Origin of the sequence: Bacillus sp. AFS001701 (assembly GCF_002559405.1) — a bacterium.
Lineage (GTDB): Bacteria > Bacillota > Bacilli > Bacillales > Bacillaceae_G > Gottfriedia.
In genome coordinates this window covers 1-418 of record NZ_NTZO01000668.1, presented here as the reverse complement: position 1 = coordinate 418, position 418 = coordinate 1, and the positions used below count along the sequence as shown (strand labels likewise).

1 protein-coding gene is annotated in these 418 nt (G+C 38.3%); it reads right to left on the bottom strand.

What is annotated here, in order from left to right; translation table 11 throughout:
• Window positions 1-418 (bottom strand): PfkB family carbohydrate kinase (locus CN514_RS24515; protein WP_286141828.1); only part of this gene is annotated, 418 nt, incomplete at both ends.

Below are 418 nucleotides of genomic sequence, written 5' to 3'. Positions count from 1 at the left end.
ACTCCTTTTAAATTATTTTCTATAAATTGTAGTAATTTTACTTTGGTTGGATATCCATCGTTGTCCCCAGGCGCTTGAACGGATAAAGCTCCGATTGCGTTTCCTCTTAATACTGCTTCATATATGGAAGGGTTTTCAATTAATCCGCTAATGAGGCCAACAGCAAAGCCATCGCCCGCACCCACTGTATCGATGACTTCTTCCACTTTAAAACCTGGAACTGTTCCTTCTTCGTTTAATGTTTTATAGAATGCCCCTTCTTCACCAAGCTTTATTACTACAAGCTTGACACCTTTTTGTAAGTAAAAAGAAGCAATATCGGCTGGATTTTTAAAACCTGTTAATCTTTCTCCCTCCGAAATTCCTGGTAAAACATAATCAGCTTGAAAGGCAACAGCATTGATTTGTTCCACCATTT